This is a genomic window from Polaromonas sp. OV174 (assembly GCF_900112285.1).
In the GTDB taxonomy this organism is placed as follows: Bacteria; Pseudomonadota; Gammaproteobacteria; order Burkholderiales; family Burkholderiaceae_C; genus Polaromonas.
In genome coordinates this window covers 110,297-125,427 of the sequence record NZ_FOKZ01000004.1, presented here as the reverse complement: position 1 = coordinate 125,427, position 15,131 = coordinate 110,297, and the positions used below count along the sequence as shown (strand labels likewise).

At 59.9% G+C, this 15,131-nt stretch carries 11 protein-coding genes and 3 pseudogenes; 7 read left to right on the top strand and 7 right to left on the bottom strand.

Annotated elements, in window-relative coordinates:
* Positions 1–2 precede the first annotated feature (2 nt).
* Positions 3–1,397, bottom strand: a complete 1,395-nt coding sequence (gene gcvPA, locus BM160_RS05305; RefSeq protein ID WP_092001665.1) for an aminomethyl-transferring glycine dehydrogenase subunit GcvPA — start codon at positions 1,395–1,397, stop codon at positions 3–5.
* Positions 1,398–1,531: 134 nt separating this feature from the next.
* Between gcvPA and gcvA the strand changes: the two genes are divergently transcribed.
* Both gcvA and BM160_RS22895 read left to right on the top strand, forming a co-directional pair.
* Positions 1,532–2,428 (top strand): transcriptional regulator GcvA, encoded by an 897-nt coding sequence (gcvA, locus tag BM160_RS05300; protein ID WP_092001662.1) that lies wholly within the window; start codon positions 1,532–1,534, stop codon positions 2,426–2,428.
* Positions 2,429–2,555: 127 nt separating this feature from the next.
* Positions 2,556–2,910: pseudogene (locus tag BM160_RS22895) on the top strand (IS21 family transposase); the annotation flags it as partial.
* A 120-nt stretch (positions 2,911–3,030) separates the two neighbouring features.
* On the opposite strand, the pseudogene BM160_RS05295 reads toward BM160_RS22895, so the two are convergent.
* A pseudogene (locus tag BM160_RS05295) lies at positions 3,031–4,172 on the bottom strand (IS3 family transposase).
* A 230-nt stretch (positions 4,173–4,402) separates the two neighbouring features.
* Between BM160_RS05295 and BM160_RS05290 the strand changes: the two are divergent.
* Positions 4,403–5,614: an alpha-hydroxy acid oxidase gene (locus tag BM160_RS05290; protein WP_177218915.1), complete on the top strand. Its 1,212-nt coding sequence runs from the start codon at positions 4,403–4,405 to the stop codon at positions 5,612–5,614.
* Between the two features lie 236 nt (positions 5,615–5,850).
* On the opposite strand, the gene BM160_RS05285 is transcribed toward BM160_RS05290, so the two are convergent.
* A complete protein-coding gene (locus BM160_RS05285) occupies positions 5,851–7,278 on the bottom strand; it encodes an IS30 family transposase (protein ID WP_092001657.1) in 1,428 nt (475 codons plus the stop codon).
* Positions 7,279–7,610: 332 nt separating this feature from the next.
* Between BM160_RS05285 and BM160_RS05280 the strand changes: the two genes are divergently transcribed.
* The gene (locus BM160_RS05280) at positions 7,611–8,504 is read left to right on the top strand and encodes a DMT family transporter (RefSeq protein WP_092001654.1); all 894 of its coding nucleotides are present in this window, start codon (positions 7,611–7,613) and stop codon (positions 8,502–8,504) included.
* A 21-nt stretch (positions 8,505–8,525) separates the two neighbouring features.
* Here the strand turns inward: BM160_RS05280 and uraH are convergent, their stop codons facing one another.
* Positions 8,526–8,882 carry a hydroxyisourate hydrolase gene (uraH, locus tag BM160_RS05275; protein ID WP_092002062.1) on the bottom strand — a complete coding sequence of 119 codons (357 nt, stop codon included), beginning with the start codon at positions 8,880–8,882 and terminating at the stop codon, positions 8,526–8,528.
* Positions 8,883–9,044: 162 nt separating this feature from the next.
* Here uraH and puuE point away from each other — a divergent pair, with 162 nt between their 5' ends.
* Genes puuE through BM160_RS05260 form a run of 3 tightly spaced genes read left to right on the top strand, consistent with a single transcriptional unit; the run spans position 9,045 to position 12,996 of the window.
* Entirely contained in the window at positions 9,045–9,995 is a 951-nt protein-coding gene (gene puuE, locus BM160_RS05270; protein ID WP_092002059.1) for an allantoinase PuuE, read from the top strand.
* Positions 9,992–11,767 carry a 2-oxo-4-hydroxy-4-carboxy-5-ureidoimidazoline decarboxylase gene (gene uraD / locus BM160_RS05265; RefSeq protein WP_092001651.1) on the top strand — a complete coding sequence of 592 codons (1,776 nt, stop codon included), beginning with the start codon at positions 9,992–9,994 and terminating at the stop codon, positions 11,765–11,767. Before puuE ends, uraD begins: the two co-directional genes overlap by 4 nt.
* The gene (locus BM160_RS05260; RefSeq protein ID WP_092001649.1) at positions 11,764–12,996 is read left to right on the top strand and encodes a M20 family metallopeptidase; all 1,233 of its coding nucleotides are present in this window, start codon (positions 11,764–11,766) and stop codon (positions 12,994–12,996) included. Before uraD ends, BM160_RS05260 begins: the two co-directional genes overlap by 4 nt.
* Positions 12,997–13,039: 43 nt before the next feature.
* On the opposite strand, the gene BM160_RS05255 is transcribed toward BM160_RS05260, so the two are convergent.
* From BM160_RS05255 to BM160_RS05245, 3 genes and pseudogenes are all read right to left on the bottom strand, one after another.
* Positions 13,040–13,480: a YbaY family lipoprotein gene (locus tag BM160_RS05255; RefSeq protein ID WP_255368651.1), complete on the bottom strand. Its 441-nt coding sequence runs from the start codon at positions 13,478–13,480 to the stop codon at positions 13,040–13,042.
* 152 nt (positions 13,481–13,632) lie between these two features.
* Positions 13,633–14,193, bottom strand: a complete 561-nt coding sequence (locus BM160_RS05250) for a PEP-CTERM sorting domain-containing protein (protein ID WP_092001646.1) — start codon at positions 14,191–14,193, stop codon at positions 13,633–13,635.
* A 479-nt stretch (positions 14,194–14,672) separates the two neighbouring features.
* Positions 14,673–15,114: pseudogene (locus BM160_RS05245) on the bottom strand (MaoC family dehydratase).
* Positions 15,115–15,131 lie beyond the last annotated feature (17 nt).

Here is a 15,131-nt window from a genome sequence, read left to right as displayed (position 1 = left end):
ATTCATTTCTCGAGGATGGTGGCAAGTGCTTCGCACAAGGTGGCGACGTCTTCCTGGCTATGCACTTCGGTAAAGCTGTACAGCGCGCACTGACCCAGTGCGGGAAAGGCAATGCTGAGGTCGTGGCCGCCAAAAATGCCCTGTTCAAGCAGCGCGCGGTTGATCGTTTGGACCGATTTGCCGCTGGCATCGAAGTTCACCACGAACTCCTTAAAGTGCACCTGTTCGGCATGCGGTATGCGTATGCCCGGCACGGTGGCCAGCTGCTGTTTGGCATAGGCGTTGCGGCAGATGATGGTGTGGGCCAGGTCTCGCATGCCCTGCGGGCCCATCAAAGCCATATACACCCCGGCGGTAATACCCCAAAGAGCGGCGGCGGTGCCGACAAACTCATTGCCATTTTCCCGCTTGTCAAACGATGTGCGGCTGTAAGCCACGTCACCGAAACCGTATTCGCCTGGCACTTTGGTGGGAGCAATACCGAACAGCCGTGAAGGGTATTGCATCACCAGGGCCTCGTTGTCATGCGTGCCGATAAAGCCACCGTGCCCGCCGCCATAGCTCATGTGCATCCCCAGCGACTGGATATCGCCGCACACAATATCCGCGCCGTAGGTTGATGGTGGCGCAATCACCCCCAGAGAAGTCGGGTCCACGCCGACCACCAGCAAGGCGCCGCAGGCATGAACGGCCGCCGCGATAGCCGGCCCGTCCTGAATCACGCCCAAATACGACGGGTTGTCAATGAAAAGGCAGGCGACCTCCTCGTTCAGCAGGCTTGCCAGTCGCCCCATGTCCAGGGTGCCCGTGGCGTGGTCAAAGGGTGCGCGGCGGAACTCGAGGTCGCTGCGGCCATAGTTTTGCATGACCGAATACATGTCGGGGCTGACATGTTCGGCCACCAGCACAACCCGGCGGCCGGTATGACGTCCGGCCATCCGCACGGCCGTGGCCGCGGCTTGATGGCCATCGAACGTCGGAATACTGACGACTTCCATCTCCAGCATCTCACCCATCATGCTGGCGTACTCAAACAGCGCCTGAAAACGGCCGGCGTCGTCGTAGGGCTCACCGGCATAGGCCGTGAGGAACTCGCTGCGGCCGTTGATTTCATCGCACACGGCTGGCACATGGTGCTGGTAGCAGCCGCCACCCAGAAAGCTGAGCACCTGTTCACAGGAAGTGTTTTTTGCCAACAGCGACTGCACGTGGCGCTTGAGTCTGTGCTCGGAAAGCAACGGTTCGGGCAGATTCAGCGGGCGCTGCATGCGCAATTCTGGAGGAATCTCGGCGTAAAGTTCTTCCATGGAACTTGCGCCTATCGCCGCAAGCATCCTTGCCTTAACCTCTGGAACCGAATTGGGTATGTATGGGTAAACGTGAATTGAATTCGTCATGCCTGAGGCTCATCCTTTTAAGACCATCACCCCTTTAAATGCGGGGGAAAAGTGGAGTGTCTCGGGATAAGCAACTCATGACAAATGATCATTTTTTACGCGTGGGATAAGTTTATCTAATAGACTTATTGCACATGGCTAACCTTCTGATCAATCTCAATACCTTACGCGCCTTCGAAGCCACCGCTCGCAGGAACAGCTTCACTCTTGCCGCTCAAGAACTTTGTGTGACACAGGCGGCGGTCAGTCATCAAGTTCGGCAACTTGAGGAAGTGCTCGGCGCCCGCCTGTTTGAACGCGCTCACCGACGCGTCACGCTCACCGATGCCGGTACCCGCGTTTACGGCACGATTTCTAACGCGTTTCGAGACATTGACAGCACACTTCGCGAAGTACGAGCGCAAGGCGAGGCCAAGACTACCCTCACGGTGCAGGTAACACCGTCGTTTGGTTCGCGTTGGCTGGCGCGCCGCCTGCACCTGTTCTGGGCCGAGTACCCCGAGATTGACCTGCGCATCTATCACGCCTTGCCGCATGAGCAATATGACGTGCGCCGTGTAGACCTAGCGATTAAATGGGGCCACAAGAGCTGGGGCACGCTGCATTCGGAGGTTTTATTTGAGTGCCAGTTGCTACCCGTATGCTCACCCCGATACCTGCGCCCGGAACATCCGCTTCACAAGCCAGAAGATCTGCTGCACTATGCCTTGTTGCACGAAGACAGCTATGAGGACTGGTCAGCCTGGTTTCGTGCTGCAGAAGTTTCCCAATCCATTCCCATGCGCGGTCCCATCATTGACGACAGCAACACCCTCATTGAAGCCGCGCTCAACCTGCAAGGCATTGCACTTGGACGGCTTCCGCTGATACGAGAGCAACTGCAGGAAGGCTTGCTTGTTAGTCCGTTTGACCTCGCCATTAAATGCGAAGGTGCTTATCATCTTGTCTACGATGAAAAAGTCTTAACCAACGAAGTTTTCAAGAAATTTCGAACCTTTTTGATTGAACAGGCCCGCGCTCAGGCCTCATGATCGCTGAGTAAGCCAAGGGTTGCGGGCAAAGTAAAGTGCCACGCCTTGCGCCCGAGGCCGAAAACGGCACGATGCGTCGACGCAAAAATAAATCCGTTTTGCGGTCAAGTAATTTCGCGCAGTAAGAGCTAGTGGCTGGGAAAAAGGGCGTGATCGAGAAGAATGTGCAAGACAGCAGGAGGCGAATCTGGATTGACGCACAGACGTGAAAATGGCACACCTTTAGGGAGCTCAACGCTTGGTTAGAGGCGCTCTGCCGCGCGTTGTGGAGCGAGATCGGTCACCCCAAATACAAACACCTCAGCGTCTTGTAAATGCTCGAACAAGAGCAAAGCGAGATGACGTCCATGTCTACGCCGTTTGACGGGTATATAAATAAATCTGCCAAGGTATCGAGCACTTGCATGGTCAGCGTCCACCGTAATCGTTATTCGATGCCGTGCAAGCTGGCAGGTCAGCGGGTTAGCACCCGGCTGTATCCAGAAGTGGCCCCGCTTGTTTGAACAACAAACCCCGATTTATAAGTGGAGTCCAGGCGGTTTGGGAAAGATGCAGAGTTGCCCGCTGCGGCGCGCAACCCGGGGCGCATCAGGGATGTCATTTTATGCAGCATCGGCCAGTTTGGGCAGCAAGTCCAGATAGGCCTGCTCGGGCGTGATGCGGTCCAGGCTCTAATGCGGCCTTGCCGCGTTGTACCAGCCAAAATAGTCAGCGATGTCCGCGCGTGCCGCACTCACGCTGTCGTAGGCCTTGAGGTACACGCGCTCGTACTTAACGCTGCGCCAGACGCGCTCAACAAAGACGTTGTCTCTCCAGGCCCCGCGCCCGTCCATGCTGAGCTTGCAGCCTCTGGCCAGAACGGCATCGGTAAACTCGATGGCCGTGAATTGGCTGCCCTGATCGGTGTTGATGATCTCGGGAGTGCCGTAGCGGGCAAAGGCCTCTTCGATGATTTCTCTGGCATGACAGGCCTCCAGCGTGATCGCCACCTTGTGGGTCAGCACCCTGCGACTGGCCACGTCAACCACGGCGGTGAGGTACACAAAGCCGCGGGCCATCGGGATGTAGGTGGTGTCCAGTGCCCAGACCTGGTTGGTGCGCGTGATGGCCAGCTTGCGCAGCAGGTAGGGGTAGATCTTTTGCCCAGGCGCACGCTTGCTGGTGCCAGGCTGGGGCGCCAACGCCTCAATGCCCATGCGAAGCATCAGCGTTCTGGTGTGACGCCGCCCAACGTGGATGCCCTCACGGTCCAGCTGATCACGCAGCATGCGCGCGCCCATGAAGGGGGGCTCCAGATGCAACTCGTCAATCCGGCGCATGAGCGCCAGATCGGCATCGCTGACCGGCCGGGGCAGGTAGTACACCGTGCCCCGGCTCATGCCCAGCAACGGGGCCTGGCGCGTGATGGAAAGTTGATGGTCACGGTCGATCATCGCTTTGCACTCAGCAATCCCGCCTTGGTGAGCGCACCCTCTAAAAAATCATTCTCCAGCGCCAGCTGGCCGATCTTGGCGTGCAGCGGTGCCAGGTCCACCGGCCCGGCTGCTTCGGTGCCACCGCCGAAGGCATCGGCCGCGTGCTCAAGCAATTGCCGCTTCCATTCGGTGATCTGGTTGGGGTGCAGCTCGAACTGCCTGCACAGCTCGGCCATCGTCTTGTCCTCGCGCAACGCGGCCAGGGCCACTCGGGCCTTGAATGCCGGACTGTGCGTGCGGCGGGTGCGCCGCGCTGATTTCTTGACCATGAAGAACTCCTTCTTGCCAGACCGTCTCTCGGCCCAGCATCATGCCCGGAGTTTCCACTTATAGCGCTGTTCAAAATTGCGGGGCCACTTCTGGATACAGCCGGGTGCTAACCCGCTGACCTGCCAGCTTGCACGGCATCGAATAACGATTACGGTGTCTTCGTGCAACAAGGCATAGTGCAGCAGATCTTCTGGCTTGTGAAGCGGATGTTCCGGGCGCAGGTATCGGGGTGAGCATACGGGTATCAACACCTACGTTCCCAAGCACAGGGCCGGTACAGCAAGCTGGACTTCGTCTATATCGCCAGAGACAACACGTACACCTGCCAGCTTCGATTTTTGCCTACGTCTTTAGCCCTGCTGAAACTGGCCAATCCTTGGTCGACAACAAAGCCGTTTTTCAAGAAATACGCTTTCTTCCACGGATCTTGCGTGACGTCTCCAAACGCACGACTGCAAAGAAACTATTGGGTCACGAGTGGGCCGCACCTTTTGGCATCAACCCTATGGCCGTTAGCGCACTAACGGCGTATCGAGGTGACCGGGTTCTTGCGGAATCGGCCGCTGCTGAGAACATTCCTATGGTCATGAGCGGTTCATCTCTTATGCGCATCGAAGAAGTGGTCGGTGCGGCGCCCAATAGCTGGTTTCAGGCCTACTTGCCACCCACCACGGAGCGCATTGCTGCACTGGTACAAAGGGCCGCAGACGCGGGCTTCGGAACGCTCGTTGTGACGGTTGATGTTGCGGTGCGTGGCAGCACCGAACACTACGAACGGGCACACTTTCACAGCCCGCTGCAACCGGGACTTCGCTTGCTATGGGAAGGCCTGTCTCACCCTTCTTGGTCACTAGGAACCTTTGGGAGAACGATTGCCACCACCGGCATTCCGCACTTTGAAAACAGCGACAGCGAAAAACGAATCCCTGTAATTGCGCGAAATGTGGTCCGCGAATTCAGCGGCCGGGCACACCTTGCATGGGATGCTGTCCAGAGAATCCGCGAACAATGGAAAGGCAAGCTCATCTTGAAGGGCATCTTGCATCCACAAGATGCCCGCATGGCGAAAGACATCGGGATGGATGGCATCATATTGTCCAACCACGGCGGGCGTCAGCTTGACGGGGCCATATCGCCGATGCGGGTGCTTCCTACCGTTCGTAGCGCAGTTGGTGATTTCCCTGTGATGATCGATAGCGGTTTCAGGCGGGGAACTGACGTGATTAAGGCCTTGGCGCTTGGGGCGGACTTCGTACTTGTAGGGCGTCCGTTCAACTACGCTGCCACCATAGGCGGGCACGCAGGAGTAATTAAAGCGTCGCAGCTTCTGAAGAAAGAAATTGATAGTGCGCTGGGCATGCTGGGAGTTACCGCACCCGATCAATTGAGCCCGAGCCATGTGACTGTGGCGCAAGATACCTTTGCCCGATTCCAAGACTGAGGTTTACAACTTGGCTTGCCAATGTCTGGTTTGGAGCAGGCGTATCGCAAAAGGCAATGCCCGCTTCCAGTCGAGCCTGTGTGAAAACTCGTTTTTTTGACGCGCACCATGCACCGGTGACGCTTTCGGAGCGCACTTCCGGTTTCTGGATTAAATTGCTGCGCAGACGTGCCCGTGAAGTGCCAAATGCGACCCTAAAGGGTTTGCAGAGGCGGTTTACGGTTTAAACATGGGCCTCATGCCCCCACCAACCTTATCGCTTTGATCATGTCAGCGATCCCAAGAATGGTCATGACGCGGCGCATGTTGTAGGCCAATATGTGCAAACTGATTTCGGTGCCGACATGAGCCAGCCCTTTCATCGTGAAGTGCACTGATCCCATCCAGGATTTCACAGTTCCAAACACGTGTTCCACCGTGCAGCGTCTAAGCTTCATCTTGTCGCGGTTGTTATCGATTCGGGTCTGCATGGTATCGAGCACACTTTCGTGTTCCCAGCGTCTGACTCTGCGTTCTTTGCCGGTAGTGCACTGTGATTTCTGCGGGCATGTCTTGCAGCTTGAAGCAATGTAAACGTGGATATTCATGCCATCTTCAATAGTCGAATGGCTGTAACCCAGACTTTGCCCGGCGGGGCACCTGGGGAAGTACTGCCTCAGCAGGCCATTCGTGTTTTCGTTGCTCCCGCGTTGCCAAGGACTCTGAGGATCGCAGAAGTAAACACTGATGTCGGTGGTCAACGTGAAGCGCTTGTGGTCGGCCATCTCTTTGCCCCGATCCCAGGTCAACGACTTATAGATCTCCTGGGGCAATTTTTGGGCGTGCTTGATCAACGCGTTGATCACCGTTTCCGTGTCTTTGCTGGCGACCTTCACCAGCATCACGTAGCGTGTCTGGCGTTCCACCAGGGTGGCAATCTGGCTGTTGTGGCTTCCAAATACCAGATCACCCTCCCAGTGACCGGGTACCGCTCTATCTTCCACCGATGCGGGTCGCTCGCGAATGGACACCGTGTCAGTGATCCTGCCGTGGTTGTCTGTCTTTTGCGTGTGGTGGCGCGAACGGCGCATGGCCCGTGTGCGCCGTAAATGTTGCAGAAGTTCCTTGTTCAAGGCGCCTCGGGCTTGAATGAAGAGGCTGCGGTAGATGGTTTCGTGTGACACGCGGGAGTCCTCGTCGCACGGGTAAGTATGCTTTAGCCACCCGGCAATCTGCTGCGGCGCCCACTGGCATTGAAGCTTGCTTGCCACGAAGCGCGCCAAGGCCCGGTTCTGCGCCAGTTTGCAGGTCTTGGGCCGGAGTGCCCTGTCCCACGCAGCTTGGTCAGCCTGAGTCGCCCGGTAGCAGCCATGATCACCGTTTCGCTTGATCTCACGGCTGATAGTCGAAGGCGCTCGACCGAGCGTGACTGCAATCGACCGGATCGAGTGCCCTGCCACTACCGAACGTGAGATTTCCTCGCGTTCGGGCAAGGTCAGGGCCAAACGTGAGCGACGGCGCACTGCCGGACGTATCCCACCCGTTTCCGCCAAAATATGCTGAATGGACGAGTGCTCTCGATCAAACAATTGAGCTATCTGCTGGAGAGATTCTCCTTTCTTCCAGCGCTCCCACATCAGCGCCTTTTGGCCATCCGTATAGTAAATCCGGCGTCTTTGCTTCATTTGCAACACTCCTTCTGCTTGCGCAGCTTTTAGTGTGTTGCTTCGACCGGTTGAATCCAAGCTGCAATCCGGTCGTCCAACAAAGGCGCGTCCCTACCCTCCACATCCGGATGTGAGAAACTTTCGGCGGCAGGGGGCACACAAACTGCAACGGTTTTCTTAATATCAGTGAAAGCTGCAATCCAATGATTAAAAGGATCCGCCACCTGACGGCAAAAACCGCGTCTTCAAACCATTTTCCTGAACGATTGTGCAGTTCTATGCTTAATCACCAATGCAATTGAATGCCTAATGTCGCAGGGGAAAGCCGCCATGTCCCAAGCCTTGAATTCATGAGCACACGCAAAACCGATCTCGACAGCTTCGCCATGTCCCTGCTGCTGGGCTGCTGCCTGTTCTGGGGCCTGCAGCAGGTGCTGATCAAGGCCACGATTGCCGAAATACCGCCGCTATTCCAGGCCTCGCTGCGCTTGCTGGGGGCCACGGCGCTGCTCTGGCTGTGGTGTGCCTGGCGGCGTATTCCCCTGTTCAGCCGCGACGGCTCCCTGAGCGCCGGCCTGCTGGCGGGCGCGCTGTTCGGCGCGGAATTCGCCTGTATTTACCTGGGGCTGCAATACACCACGGCCTCGCGGCTGACGGTGTTTTTGTACACCTCGCCGTTCTGGGTGGCGCTGCTGGTGCCCTTGTGGGTCAAGTCCGAGCGACTGCGCGGCCTGCAGTGGCTGGGGCTGTTGGGCGCCTTTGTAGCGGTGGTGTTTGCCCTGCGTGAAGGCTTTGCCGGCGGCGCGGCATTGACCGCGCGCGGCGATCTGCTGGGCCTGCTGGCGGGCCTGCTGTGGGGACTCACCACGGTGGTGATTCGCGCCTCGGGGCTGAGCCGGATCTCGGCGGAAAAATTGCTGTTTTACCAACTGGCCGTCAGCGCCCTGATATTTCCGGCCCTGTCCCTGGGCCTGGGCGAAGTCTGGGTCTGGCAATTCAGCCCCTTTGCCCTTGGCTCGCTGCTGCTGCAAACCGTGATTGGCGCGTTTGCCAGCTACCTGGCCTGGATGTGGCTGCTGGGGCGCTATCCCGCCACCCGGCTTTCGGTGTTTGTATTTTTCACGCCGCTGTTTGCGCTGCTGTTTGGCACGCTGTGGCTGGGTGAAAGCGTCACGCCAGGCCTGCTGGCGGCACTGGCCACGGTGGCCGCCGGCATCGTGCTGGTCAACCGCGTAAAAGCATAAGCAGGCCTGGCGCTTGGTCGCTCACGAGCCGCGGTAGGTTGAATAAGCCCAGGGACTGACCAGCAGCGGCACATGGTAGTGACCGGCGGCGTCCGCCATGCCGAAGTCAACCGGCACCGTATCCATAAAGACCGGCTCGGGCAGCGCCAGGCCACGGCCGCGGAAATAGGCCCCGACCTGGAACAGCAGCCGGTAGCGGCCGGCCGCCATCGCCGCCGCGTCCAGCAGCGGGCCGTCCGGGTTGCGGCCATCCTGGTTCAGCACGATGTCCTTGAGCGTTTCGACGCCCGCATCGGTGATGCGCTGCAGCGTCACCCGCATGCCGGCGGCCGGGCAACCATTCATGGTGTCGAGCACATGCGTGCTGAGATGGCCCATGGAAAATCCTTTCAGATGAAACGCAGGATAGCTGGCAGAAGCGGGCAGCGCCACTTGCATTTTTCGGCGCGAATGTATACATTGAAGTATACAGACAGCCTCCTGATGCATCGCGCTTGATCCCTTTGGGCGCTGATGCCCTTTTTCGAAAGCCCAAACAGCATGAGCCCAAGCTACCCCCGCGACCTGAAAGGCTACGGCCGCAACCCGCCCCACGCCAACTGGCCGGACCGGGCGCGCATTGCGGTGCAATTCGTTCTCAACTACGAGGAAGGCGGCGAGAACTCGGTGCTGCATGGCGACGCCGGCAGCGAGCAGTTTCTATCGGAAATGTTCACCCCCCCGGCCTACCCCGAGCGTCACCTGAGCATGGAAGGCATTTACGAATACGGCTCGCGCGTCGGCGTCTGGCGGCTGCTGCGCGAGTTTGAAAAGCGCGGCCTGCCGCTCACCGTTTTCGGCGTCGGCATGGCGCTGCAGCGCTGCCCGGAAATCACCGCGGCCTTTAAGGAACTGGGCCACGAAATCGCCTGCCACGGCTGGCGCTGGATCAACTATCAAGCCATGGCCGAGGCCACCGAGCGCGAGCACATGGCGCTAGGCATGGCGGCCATAGAGCGCCTCACCGGCGAACGGCCGCTGGGCTGGTACACCGGCCGCGACAGCCCCAACACGCGCCGGCTGGTGGCCGATTACGGCGGCTTTGAATACGACAGCGACTACTACGGCGATGACCTGCCCTTCTGGCTGCAGGTGGAAAAAACCGACGGCTCGCTGGCGCCGCAGCTGGTCGTGCCTTACACGCTGGACAGCAACGACATGCGCTTCGCCTTACCCCAGGGGTTTTCGCAGGGCGACGACTTTTTTACCTACCTGCGCGACAGCTTCGACGTGCTTTATGCCGAAGGCCAAGAGCGGCCGTCCATGCTGAGTATTGGCATGCACTGCCGGCTGCTTGGTCGCCCCGGCCGCATGCGCGCGCTGCAGCGCTTTCTGGACCATATCGAGCAACACGACCGCGTCTGGGTCACCCGGCGCATAGACATCGCGCGCCACTGGAAACAGGCCCATCCCTTCAACGCGGAAACGGCCTTCGTCTGGCCAGCCAAATGATCTCGCTGCCACAACTCAACGCCGCCGCGCCGGCCGAATTCGTCGCGCTGCTGGACGGCACCTATGAACATTCGCCCTGGATTGCCGAGCGGGCCTGGGCCAAGCGCCCCTTCACCAGCCTGGCGCAGCTCAAGCTGGCGCTGGTAGAGGTGGTGCGTGATGCCGGCCGACCAGCGCAACTGGCCCTGATACGCGCCCACCCCGAACTCGCGGGCAAGGCCATGGTCAGAAAAATGCTCACGGCGGAATCGAGCCAGGAACAAGGCCAGGCTGGTCTGAGCGACTGCACGCCTGCGGAGTTCGCGCAGATCCAGCAACTCAACGCCGACTACAAGGCCAAATTCGACTTCCCTTTCATACTCGCGGTGCGCGGCCCGCGCGGCCTGGGCTTGAGCAAGGCCGAGATCATCGCCACCTTTGCGCGTCGGCTGGACCAGCATCCCGACTTTGAGCTGGCCGAATGCCTGCGCAACATTCACCGCATCGCGGAAATTCGCCTCAACGACAAGCTGGGCCAGACGCCAGATCTAGGCAACCTGGTATGGGACTGGTCGGAGCGCCTGGCCGTCCACAGCGATCCCGGTTACGCCGAGCGCGGCGAACTCACCGTGACCTACCTGACAGACGCGCACCGCGCCTGCGCCCAGCGTCTGTCGCACTGGATGCGCGAGGACTGCGGCTTTGATGAAGTGTTCATAGACGCCGTCGGCAACGTCGTCGGCATTTACCACGGCAGCGACCCACAAGCCAGGCGTTTGCTGACCGGCTCGCACTACGACACGGTACGCAACGGCGGCAAGTACGACGGCCGCCTGGGCATCTTGGTGCCCATGGCCTGTGTGCGGGAACTGCACCGCCAGGGCAGGCGGCTGCCCTATGGCATCGAAGTCGTCGGCTTCGCCGAAGAGGAGGGCCAGCGCTACAAGGCGGTGTTCCTAGGCTCGGGCGCCCTGACCGGCCATTTCGACCCGGCCTGGCTAGACCAAAAGGATGCGGAGGGCGTCACCATGCGCGCGGCCATGCAGCATGCCGGCCTGTGCCTGGACGACATTCCCAAGCTAGAGCGCGACCCGGCCCGCTACCTCGGTTTTGTCGAGGTGCACATCGAGCAGGGTCCGGTGCTCAACGAGCTCGACCTGCCGCTGGGCGTCGTAACTTCCATCAACGGCAGCGTGCGTTATCTCGGTGAAATCCTGGGCATGGCCAGCCACGCAGGCACCACGCCCATGGACCGGCGCCGCGATGCCGCCACGGCCGCCGCCGAACTGGCGCTTTACCTGGAAAAGCGCGGCAGTTCCATGGCCCATCTGGTCGCCACCATGGGCATGCTGGAAGTGCCCAACGGCTCCATCAACGTGGTGCCCGGGCGCTGCAAATTCAGCCTGGACATACGCGCTACCACCGACGAGGCGCGCGACGCCTGCGCCGCCGACATCCTCAGTGAGCTGCAAGCCATCTGCCAGCGGCGTGGCTTGCACTACCGGCTCGAAGAAACCATGCGCGCCGCCGCCGCCCCCAGCGCCCCCGACTGGCAGCAGCGCTGGGAGCGCGCCGTGGCATCCCTGGGCTTGCCGGCCTACCGCATGCCCAGCGGCGCCGGCCACGATGCCATGAAGCTGCACGAAATCATGCCGCAGGCCATGCTCTTCATGCGCGGCCTGAACGCCGGCATCAGCCACAACCCACTGGAAGCCATCACCAACGACGACGCCGAACTGTGCGTGCTCGCCTTCCAGAATCTTCTTGAAAAAATTGCCACGGAACAGCCATGACCACAACGTTTCATTTCACCGCCCTTGACAGCTGGATAGACGCGCACTTTGACGAGCAAGTGCAGTTTCTGCAGCAGCTGGTGCGCGTCCCCACCGACACGCCACCGGGCAACAACGCGCCGCACGCCGAGCGCACCGCCGAACTGCTCAAGGCTTTCGGTTTCGAGGCCGAACAACACGCCGTACCCGACCAGGAGGTAAAGGCCTGGGGCCTGGAGTCCATCACCAACCTGATCGTGCGGCGCCAGTACGGCGAAGGCAAGATCATTGCCCTCAACGCCCATGGCGACGTGGTGCCGCCCGGCGAGGGCTGGACGCATGAACCCTATGGCGGCGACGTGGTGGACGGCAAGCTTTATGGCCGTGCCGCCGCCGTCAACAAGAGCGACTTCGCCACCTACACCTTTGCCGTGCGCGCGCTGGAGGCGCTGGGCCTGCCGCTCAAGGGCGGCATAGAGCTGATCTTCACCTATGACGAGGAGTTTGGCGGCGAACTCGGCCCCGGCTGGCTGCTGGCCAAAAAACTGATTCAGGCCGACTACCTGATTGCCGCCGGCTTCAGCTACCAGGTGGTGACGGCGCACAACGGCTGCCTGCAGATGGAGGTGACGGTGCACGGCAAGATGGCGCATGCCGCCATCCCCGACAGTGGCATCGATGCGCTGCAGGGCGCCACCGCCATACTCAACGCCCTGTACCAGCAGAACCAGCGCTACAAGTCCGTCAGCTCCAAGGTGGCGGGCATCACCCACCCCTATCTCAACGTTGGCCGCATCGAGGGCGGGACCAATACCAATGTGGTGCCGGGCAAGGTGGTGCTCAAGCTGGACCGCCGCATGATCCCCGAGGAGAACCCGGTGGAGGTCGAGGCCGATGTGCGCCGCGTCATCGCCGAGGCGGCCGCCACCATGCCTGGCATCAAGGTAGAGATCAAGCGCCTGTTGATGGCGCAGGCCTGGAAGCCGGATGCGCGCAATGCGCCGCTGGTGCAGGCCCTGCAAAAACACGGCGAGGCTATCTTCGGTGAAAGCATACCGACCTCGGGCACGCCGCTGTACACCGACGTGCGCCTGTTCGGCGCCGCCGGCATTCCCGCCGTCATCTACGGTGCCGGGCCGCGCAGCGTGCTCGAGTCCAACGCCAAGCGCGCCGATGAGCATCTGCTGCTGGAGGACTTGCGGCGCGCCACCAAGGTAGTGGCGCGCGCCCTGCTGGAGCTGCTGGAGTAAGCCGGGAGTCCGCCTGGCGGGCTGTTATCAATTACTCAAGGACTCAGGGCTGCGCCACCATGCGCAGCACCATGTCCACATGGTTTGGATTTCCCTGGGTCAGCACCGGATAGGCCGTGTCGCTGATGAAGATCAGCTTGCCGCCCTGCAGAATGCGCGCCGACACGCTGTAGCGCATGCGCGGGTCGATCTTTCCGGCCTCGACCTGCAGGTCAAACGCCACGGGTACCTGGCGCTGGCTAAAGCGCTGCTCGGCCAGCACCATGGCCCTGGCATCGGCGCGCGAGACATCGAGTAGCTGCACGATGATCTCGGCATCGGGGCCCAAGGCCATGCGCTGCAGATAGCTGACCGTTCCGCTGACCCGCAGCGTGGCGGCCACCGCCGGTTTGCCAGCGTTGCCAGAACTACCTGATGGCGCGGCGCAGGCCGCCAGCAGACCGACCATGGCTATCAGCGCCCCATTCAATACACGTCGTTTCATGTCACATCCCTCACAAGATAGGCTTTGGAAAACCCAACATACCACGCCAGCCCGACAGGGTGCGCATGGCAGTCCAGTGCCCCACCCCTCCTACTCCTGCCAGAAACGAAAAACCCGGCCACAGCCGGGTTGCGAGTGATCCAGGCGAGGAATCAGGCTGACTTGCGCCTGCGAGCGACCGCGATAGCAGCCAAGCCCAGACCCAACAGGACCAGGGAACCTGGCTCAGGGACGGCATTGACGGCATTCACAGAGACATCATCGAAATGAAAGAATCCAGGAACATTCCTGAAGGCAAATCTGAGTTCGGTTGAAGCGTCCAACGCCGTAAAAATGCCGCTGTACAAGGTATAGGGGCCGTTGCCTGGGTTGACCTGCGACACCAGCGACATACCGTCGGCAGTGGCCGAGAACGAGCTGGGCGTTCCCCCATCAGCGTCAAGCCAAAAACTGTACTGGTAAATCGAGCCCGCGACGGTCGTCAAGGCTTGATAAATTCCGCTAGTCCCCCCGATGGACCCAAAAAATCCGCCAGAAGTGCCCGAATGCGCCACTGCACCACCCGATACGCCGTCGAACGTTGTGTTGCCAAACTGGGTCCAGGAAGAGAAACTGCCGCTCTCGAAGCCCCCATTCGAGACCAGCTCAGCGCGCGCCGCGTGCGTTGTCATCAAAAAGACGACTCCAAGTCCGAGAATGATTTTTTTGAACATGAATTTCCTTTAGTTACATGGAAACACATCGTTAGCCAATACTGAGCCAATGCAAATTTCTTCTTTAAAAACAATAATCTATTAAGTTACAAATGTTTTTTATCTTCTCACTGTAAGAAAATCCGACATGGCTGGCTCGGCTACTTTCCAGCGCAGGCCGCCAAACCGAACTTTCCCTTGAGAAAGGGCTTGCTTGTTCTGTAAGAAATCGCGACAAAGAGTCAGGGAATGTCGACAAAGCAAGTGAGTGCGCACTACACGCAAGCGTTCATATTGGAGCCGGTTGACCGCATCACTGCGCGACGTCCTGGTGCCATAGGCCTGGAGACATCGGTGCCAGCCGCATGCCACCTTTTCAGCATCATTTAGGCCTCCAGCCCTTTCCAGTCATGCGCAAGAAGCTATTGAATTGGTAGCATTCAACGCCTCTTAGACGCTCCCCGGCTGGTTCTGCGGATCACGGGCCAGACCCGTTGAAATTAACTGAGCTTCAACTCAAACAGGCTGGTGGCTTCCAGGTCCAGCACTTCGGCACCACCAGCGTTAAACAGCTGCCAGCGCCAGCGCAAAATGCCCAGCGTGGGCTTGCTGCGCGAGACCCTGGTCTCCAGCACCGTGGCGCGCAGGCTCAAATCATCGCCAGGACGAACCGGATGCGGCCAGCGGACGTAGGCCAGGCCGGGCGAGGCATAGGACTCCGAGCCTTGCAGCGCGGCATCGGCCACCAGCCGCATGGCGATGCCGCAGGTGTGCCAGCCGCTGGCAATCAGGCCGCCAAAGGGCCCGCCAGCAGCAGCCTGCGCATCGGTGTGAAACCATTGCGGGTCATAGGCCTTGGCAAACTGCAAGACCTCGGCTTGCGTGAGCGCATAGGGTCCGGCTTCTATCAACAGCCCGGGGGTGAAAATCCGCAAATTTCATAGCCAGCAATGACCGCG